Origin of the sequence: Shewanella sp. S23-S33 (assembly GCF_043359565.1) — a bacterium.
Taxonomy (GTDB): Bacteria; Pseudomonadota; Gammaproteobacteria; order Enterobacterales; family Shewanellaceae; genus Shewanella; species Shewanella oncorhynchi.
This window is the reverse complement of sequence record NZ_JBHFFD010000015.1, coordinates 60,890-68,823: the sequence shown is the minus strand read 5'-3', so window position 1 is coordinate 68,823 and position 7,934 is coordinate 60,890. Positions and strand designations below refer to the sequence as shown.

General features: G+C 40.1%; 5 protein-coding genes. All 5 read left to right on the top strand.

Translation table 11 applies throughout. The annotated features are described in order from the left end of the window. Positions 1 to 435 (top strand): hypothetical protein (locus ACHA99_RS04765; RefSeq protein ID WP_393941369.1); only part of this gene is annotated, 435 nt, incomplete at its 5' end. 118 nt (positions 436 to 553) lie between these two features. After that, positions 554 to 1,006 (top strand): hypothetical protein, encoded by a 453-nt coding sequence (locus tag ACHA99_RS04760; RefSeq protein WP_168826685.1) that lies wholly within the window; start codon positions 554 to 556, stop codon positions 1,004 to 1,006. Between the two features lie 107 nt (positions 1,007 to 1,113). After that, the gene (locus tag ACHA99_RS04755; protein ID WP_131526010.1) at positions 1,114 to 1,788 is read left to right on the top strand and encodes a DUF6998 domain-containing protein; all 675 of its coding nucleotides are present in this window, start codon (positions 1,114 to 1,116) and stop codon (positions 1,786 to 1,788) included. Positions 1,789 to 1,929: 141 nt separating this feature from the next. After that, positions 1,930 to 4,575: an antiviral RADAR system adenosine triphosphatase RdrA gene (gene rdrA, locus ACHA99_RS04750; protein ID WP_393941366.1), complete on the top strand. Its 2,646-nt coding sequence runs from the start codon at positions 1,930 to 1,932 to the stop codon at positions 4,573 to 4,575. Next, positions 4,562 to 7,171: an antiviral RADAR system adenosine deaminase RdrB gene (gene rdrB / locus ACHA99_RS04745; protein WP_393941364.1), complete on the top strand. Its 2,610-nt coding sequence runs from the start codon at positions 4,562 to 4,564 to the stop codon at positions 7,169 to 7,171. The genes rdrA and rdrB overlap by 14 nt, the downstream gene beginning before the upstream one ends. Positions 7,172 to 7,934: the final 763 nt, after the last annotated feature.

The window sequence follows — 7,934 nt, the reverse complement described above, 5'->3', positions numbered from 1 at the left end:
GGCTGCCCAAGATCGAATAGATCCTTAGCGTACGATAAGTTAAGAAAATATCTAGATAAAGGGCCCCATTACGTTGATTTGCTAGTTTATGATACCGCTAAGAAACGATACGTACCGATTAGTCGTGTAGAGCGTGTATTTAAGTTTGCGGATTCACAGGATGCTATTTCTCTTGGCCAACTTGAAAACGCCCCTTATTTTCTTAAAAGTACCGTTTTTTATAGCCCGATGATATTGATGTTCTTAAATGAAGAACAACGCAATATGGTACTGAAATACGGTTTTAGCTACTGGTATCGCATGATCAACAAAAAACGCTGGAAATTGAGCAGGTTTCTATTTAAGCACCGAACTTTAGAAGTGAACAATAAACAGTTTCAGTTGGCACAAACAGCTGCATTAATCCGCCTTAAAAGGCTTATTTTAGAAGCGTAAATGTGATCCTTAGACGTTTTCAATGCTTGCCGTCATAGTTACAAATGATTAATGTGTAAGAGTATTTTATATAGTACCCGTTATAATAAAGTCGTAAATCATTAAAAATGGAGTTTGCATGTTACCAACCTTTTGGAAGTTATCTCAGGGAACTGAATATTTTTCTCTTATCGATATATCATCGTCAATAGAACATAGACTGGTATATGTTCATATTAATACAGCCGCGAAGGGACAATCCTCGACAACACAAGGTGAGCATTTCATTAACGCTGATGTTGGTGACTACTTTTATCTTACTCACGGAAATAACGGTATTTGCTTACTTGGTCAGTTCACTGGGCCTGTAAACTTTTTTTCATCTAAAGGTGATGGTTGGGCAGATAGACCATTCAGGCTCATCAGGCTAGCGATCAGTAATGTGGGCTATGAAGGACCTAATAAGTGGTGGGCACCAAATCATCGTTCTACCTTCATTCAAGTGCCTGAAGATGAAATTGCAGAGTTTGAAGAACATATTTTAGAGCCGTTTTTTGGTATCAACCTTGAAGAATATGGTCTCTCGTATTAATCGATAAATTCTATCAGTTAGACAAGTATGTAAGCATTCTGCCGTACATAATGTACGGCAGAATGCTTAATTAAAGAGCAGTGCTGGGACAGTTCAGGTAGTAATATATGGCTCTAACACAGATGCAAATCATCCAGTCTCTAGGCGAAGCGATGTCTTGGTTTGAGCGTGAGTTACAGTGGGGTGTTGAGCCAACTGAACTTCGTCATTTGATTGGACGCATTGGTGAGCTATATGCAGCACTTATCTCCAATGGTCAGATGGCCACTGAGGTAAATCAAAAGGGTTATGATGTTGTTAGTGAAAAAGGGGAAAGGATCTCTGTAAAAACAACGGCAATGATGGGACTTGGTGGTCACATTTCATTTAATCCAAAAACTCTCAGCTTAGTAGACAGAGTCATAATTCTCCGTGTTAACACTGAAGAAATGCAAATTGAATTACTGTTAGACGTCAGTGTGACTGAGGCTTTACGGTTAATGAGTGTTAATGGCACAGGGAAAAATACTATTTCTTTATCTAAGTTGATAGACCGCCCTAAGCTTACGACTGAGTTAAAACATGTTAAGACAGCTTCATACGGTAGTCGTGTAATTAAAGAACTTGAGAACGGTACTATTGAAGTTTATGTCGACGGAAAGCTGATGCCTATAGCAAAACCAGAATTGAGAAAGCTGGCTGCTGAGCTAAATCTAAGTATTTTCAATGTGAATGGTAATCCATATAACACTCGACAACTTGGTGCTGTTGTTATGAATGCTCTAGGTGCCATTAACAACTAAACCGCTTTTGTTGTGGAATACTGATGTTAGTTATATAAATCTCGATTTGAGCTGACATATCAAGTCTAAGCTACTACATAGACTGAAGTTATCACACAAACAATCACCACAGAACAAGAATATGATCGCCAAGGAAAGCTCATGAGCAACACGATAGTATTAAACCTAAGTAACATTAATTTCAATGATAACTTCAATATTGATAATGGCGAACTCTGGCAACAACAAGCAGGTGAAAGTCTCGTCAAAAACCTTGTCACCATTGCAAATCAAGCTAAGGAATATAGTGAGCGGCGCAAAACTGAAAGACACCTGCAGCCTCAGGCAATGCATGATGCGATATTCATCAGTGGTGGACGAGGTGCAGGCAAAACTGTTTTCCTAAATAATGCGCAAAAAGTATGGGGCAAGGCTGCAGAGTCAAAGGACATCCCCTTATACTTCACTCCGGCCATCGACCCGACATTACTTATTAACCATGATAATTTTACCAATGTTGTGGTTGCTCATTTATATAACGAAGTCGAAAAAGTCTTCAATAAGTCATGCAAGCAGCTTGATACCTTCAAAACGGATTTTTACTCCAAGCTTAAGGAACTTGCGGATTCATTGGGACAAGAGAGTGACTATGAAGACCGAATGGGAATTGACCGAATTTTAAAATATCGCTCAGGCATTCAAGTAGAACGATTCTTTCACGACTATGTTGAAGTTTGCGCAAAGATTTTAGCGAGTACTGCAATAGTAATCCCAATCGATGACGTTGATATGGCGCTTGGCCGGGCCTATGAAGTACTCGATGTTGTGCGCCGAATGTTAGGCTGCCCTTTCATTATTCCTCTGATCAGCGGTGACGAAGCTCTTTATCAACATATGGTAAAGCAACATTTTCTTGATGATGCGGTATCTAAGAATGCCGATGCCGTGACCACAAAAAATGCTATTGACATGGCTGGTAGGCTAAAAGATGCATATTTAACGAAAGTACTCCCTAATCAACACCGGATATCACTTTTATCTGTTGAGAACTTATTAGCATCTCTTGAAATTGAAGAGTTCAATCAACAAAAAACCTCTTTCTATTCTCCTTATGGCAAATCTTACGACCAAATTTTTAAAAACTGCTTCTTCGGCTTAAGTAATGGCCAAGAAAGAAGCACTGATTATCCTCTTCCCTCCAATGCTCGAGATATAGTGCAACTGATACGTCTTTTACCACCCACAAGGCTGAATCAAACACCCCGTTGGTCAGAGTGGGAATCTTTAAAAATTTGGGCCACAACCAATAGGCATGGAGCCACCTATACCAACGCCGTTTCAGCACAACAATTGCTGACAGCCGATCAAAACGCTGAAATTCGCATGAGCCAGTTATTATCATTTAATCCTATTGCGCAATCACTTTTGGGGCTTGATTGGGCGGATAAAGATTTTAAAGCAGAGCAAGAAATAGCACTAAATCAAATCGGTGATGGAGAAGCTAAAATGACAAATAGCTTCGTGCTTAAAGGGGCCGTAAATTCCAATGTTCTTCGCAGTATGCCACCGTTAGAAATGCATACCCGCAGGATGACAATATCGAGTAATGCGATTAAGGAAGAAAAAATAAAGAACTCTGTTCTTTTCAATCTTTACACCCATAGAGATTATTACGGGTTTCAAGGAAATCAGAGCTACAAAGTTTTCTTCAGTAGAGCATTTGAAATACTGGGGTGTTCTCTGTTAATGCTAAAGAATGATTTAAAACAAAGTTACTACGATAAAATCTGGAGAGAACTGCTCAATAAAATACTGAGTGATGCTCCATTTTACTGTATTCATGCCATCAACCCGACTAAATATATTACTCAAGAAGAGGGTAACAATAGTGATGAAATCGATGAGGTAGATGCTGACATCGCAGAGCAAGCATCAAAATATGGTTTTGAGATAAGCTTCGCGCAAGATCTCGCCACGTGGTCAGTCAAGCACTCGAGCATACTTTCTGAGCTGCAGAGAGAAAATTTACTTCCTCTATTACATGCTGTCTTCAATAAAGTATTTACACAGCTTCATTTGTTGCGGATTAATCATAACAAGCTAGAAGATGAGCACTTAAGCGATACAGTGCGCCGATTTGAGTACATTTCGATTAATGCATTTGCTACATTTTTAAAAAAGTCTGGCGCAGTCAAAGCCAACTTGGCCAGCAGCGCTAGATCAATAACCATCAGAAATCATTCTAACTTTATTAATAAGGAACATGTTTTTACTCGTAATGTGGGGGTTTTTGTCGACCTAAAAACTGGTAAGTATAATGGTGATAACAATGAAGACTATTTTGAAAACGTGCTTGCGGGGAAGTTAATCGCAGCGATCTGGGATCATCCGATATTCAGCACCAATCACTCAAGGACGGATGACCTCAAGCCACAGGGAGCATTTGTATACAAAAAGCCTCTTTCTTTAACAAAATCAAAAGAGGTTTTAGATCGTCAATATGAGAATAAAAGACGATTTGAACAAATGTTATTTCAAGAGCAGACTCAGGCAATTCCCATAGTACAAGAGATACAATCTAACAGAAGACTTAGCTCTGTCACCAAGTTATATCCCATCTGTGGAGTGGATAATTTAGATGCGTTAATTGCAAAAATCCGTATTGATAATAATGACGATTTTTCTCAGACGCTTAGATCTACCATCATAAAAGAGCTGAGCGATAAAAAGATAGACATAATTGAGTTATCGTCTGGATATAGAGTACTTTGTAACATTTTAGGGATAGGTTCTGATGCTAGCAATTGACATCAAGTGGCTTATACCTATTGCACTGCTTAGCTCAGATCGAATATTAGAGTACTCGCTAAACCGAAACTTAACTGCCACTAGCATTACTGATGTCTCGAGTCTCAAGCAGCATGTATTTAAGTGCATACAAGACTTTCAATCCTATTTGTGTACGCCATTACGTCAGGAGGATACAGAGTTTGCTCTCAAATCGTGGCTTAACGAGCGCTTTGAGATATGTATTTCTTCAGTAATACAAAGAGTTCATAAACATTTTTTAGATTGGCGTGGCGATCGTTTCGAAGTCAAAGCGGAACGACTTGAAGAGTGGCTTGCTCTGATCGCAATGCTTGACCCTATTTGGGTGATTGGCTACGGTTACGCTGATCTACTACAGCATAAGGTATTGGGTATAGAGCAAGTATTAGCTGCAGCAGAGCACCAATGTCCCTCGGCGTTGCCTAAACGTTTTGATAGCAGGTCGGTTGCCGACAACCATGTCCATTTAAATGGACATGGTCATAACTCTCTTTCCTTGTTAGATTTTTCACTTTATCTCGCAAAGAAACCAGACCTAGCCCAAAGCCAATGGCCGTATCGCCCCGAATGTAGTCTTTTTAATAGTGGTAAGTTGGATATAAGCCAATTACCACTGATGGTGAACCAACTGTTTTCTAGGATTGTGGAAGAACTCTGGCTGCCGGATGAGAGTATAGCTGTACCTAACTGGGAACAATTAGCGCTATGCGATTTAAACACCAATCTGTTGGCAATGTTTGAAACTCAATCTGTAGAAACTATACCTCAACGTTTATTGGCCTATTCTCACCTTCAAGATACATCAGAGACTGGCCGTTGGTTGCTGTTGGTTACTGGGTTACTGCTAGAAAATGAGCTAAATTCAGATGAGGCCCTGACTCAAAAAATTACTTCTTATGTGCAAGCTAGTAATTTGCTGCGTAATTACATGATTGTTTCCGGGGTCGGCCTCGGCAATTTTGTCGACTATTTTGGCTTTAAACATCGAAAGCCTCAGAGTAATAATATGAGCGGCTTGAACTATAAGAACCACTCATTAGCACATGATTTTTCAAGCCACACTCATAGAGAGTTTCGCGGTGCGCCTGGCCTTATTATTAATGACAAAGAGAATAAGGCCAAAACAAAAATTTCTTATAAGCTCAAGCCAACCGAACTTACGCGCTTTGCTAACGAGTTAATAGCTAAAAACCTTGATAGTCGTAGTCATTTTGTCATCCATTTTAATCGTAGTTTTTCAAAATACTCCCATAAAGGAGATAAGCTGCAGTATGTATACCGCAATCAACTATTAACACAGGTGCGAAAGCTTCAGGAGTTTTTTTGTTCGGCTCACTATAGCGATTTAACAACCAATACCAACTTAGCATCAACGCCAGTACCGCAGAACAGGGTAGATCTTAGAGCACTTGTTCGTGGTTTCGATGTTGCGGGTAATGAGAATGAGTTGCCTATCGAAATCTTCGCACCAACGTTACGGGTATTACGTTCTGCCAAGCATGAGCATCAGTCGCGGTTTGAGACACGCTTACGACAACCTTTTCTCACCATACATGCAGGTGAAGATTACAGCCACTTACTAAGCGGCTTACGTGCTATTGATGAAGCAGTCCTATTCTGTAATTTTAAGCCGGGTGATAGATTAGGTCACGCCTTGGCTTTGGGTGTGGATGTCGACGATTGGGCAAAGCGCCAACAACGCATTTACCTTACAGCAGGTCAGCACTTAGATAACTTAGTATGGTGTTACTTTCAAGCCTTGGAGCTTATTCAACAGTTACCTGAATTCCAAGCCGTGCTGTCCGTTATAGAAAACAAAATTCAACGCTGGTCTTCTCATGTTTACGGTGACCGAATCATAGCAAACGACTTATATCAGGCTTGGAAACTGAGACGTAATTGCCCACTGATACAACCTTTACCCAGCCAAGCCGTAGGCACCGAATGGGAAATCTGGGTGCCAGATATGACCTATTTAGAACAGAATAAAAACAGCAAACCAGTAGAGCTGTGGCAACATTATCTAAATCAGGGAGTCATCGCCTCATCTAACCAACCACAGAGGTGCGATGATGTGATATCCATTGATTGCCGAAATCTTAATTATCATGCCAGCGATGACGACGAACTCAGTGATAATTTATCGAATGCCGAATTGAGGTTAATACACGCGATACAAGATTTATTGATAGAGCGCTATAGTAAACGCCAGATAGTGCTTGAGGCCTGCCCAACATCCAATATTTTCATTGGCCGTTTCAAACAGTATGTCGAACATCCCATTTTTAGATGGAATCCGCCCTGCTCATCATGGCTAGCCAATGAAGGAAAATTCAATAAATTCGGCATACGTAAGGGCCCTATAACTGTTTGTGTGAATACCGATGACGCAGGCCTAATGCCAACTACGATTGAGAATGAACATCGAATACTGAAAGAAACCGCTATTAAAGAGCTTAATGTCGGTGCCTTTGCCGCCGATCAGTGGATAGACACCATCCGCCAAACAGGAGTTGATATATTTAAATCAAATCACCTAGATTGGGTGCACACCTCGTCACAAACTGCTGGGTAAGGAGTTTAGGTATGCAAATCACAGATACGTAATGGCACACTAAATTTGGTTATCTACTTAGAAGTCTATGCTTACGCTTAAATCTGTTTAGTACTGTTACTATCTAAGCTGACATAGACATGAGGCTTTTTTCTGAGTTCAGCCTGAGTTATGTGTTAGCTGATTAAGAGTGGAGCATTAAAGACTAATAGATATGTGACTATTTATGCATGTTGTGCTGCATAAAATGAGTTTGAGACAAGTTTGTCACGATAATGCGCAAAGTACGTCTATTAAGCGCTAAAACACGCTAAAAGTGCACTTTAATAGTTATTAAAGTGCACATCTTTTTCACATCAGCACTGGCAATGAAACTCGTATAGCTTCAATCAAGCTGACCAATTTTTTTAGGCCACTACAGACTTGGGGGCATGCCTGATTCTGCTATTGATGGCTTTATTGAGATTGGAAACAAGTTAGTAGAGGGGAAAATTGACATACCGAGCACTGCATTTGGCTCGCCAAAGAATACTTCGAAAAAGAGCAAATAATACGAACTTATTGTGATGAAAAAGCGCTTGGGCATGGAAACGTTCGGGCGCATTTTTCTCATGACTGTTCTCCAATGCTCAAATAATAGTCATAGTGCAATTCACATAGTTTCTATCAAGCAAGCCATTTTTTATAGATCTCAACAAACTCCATTTAGCAGAAATCCTGCTTTGTTCTGAAGTGGAGAGAGCTGGTGTCTTCTTGAAACTAGTTGCTATCAATGATCGTATCC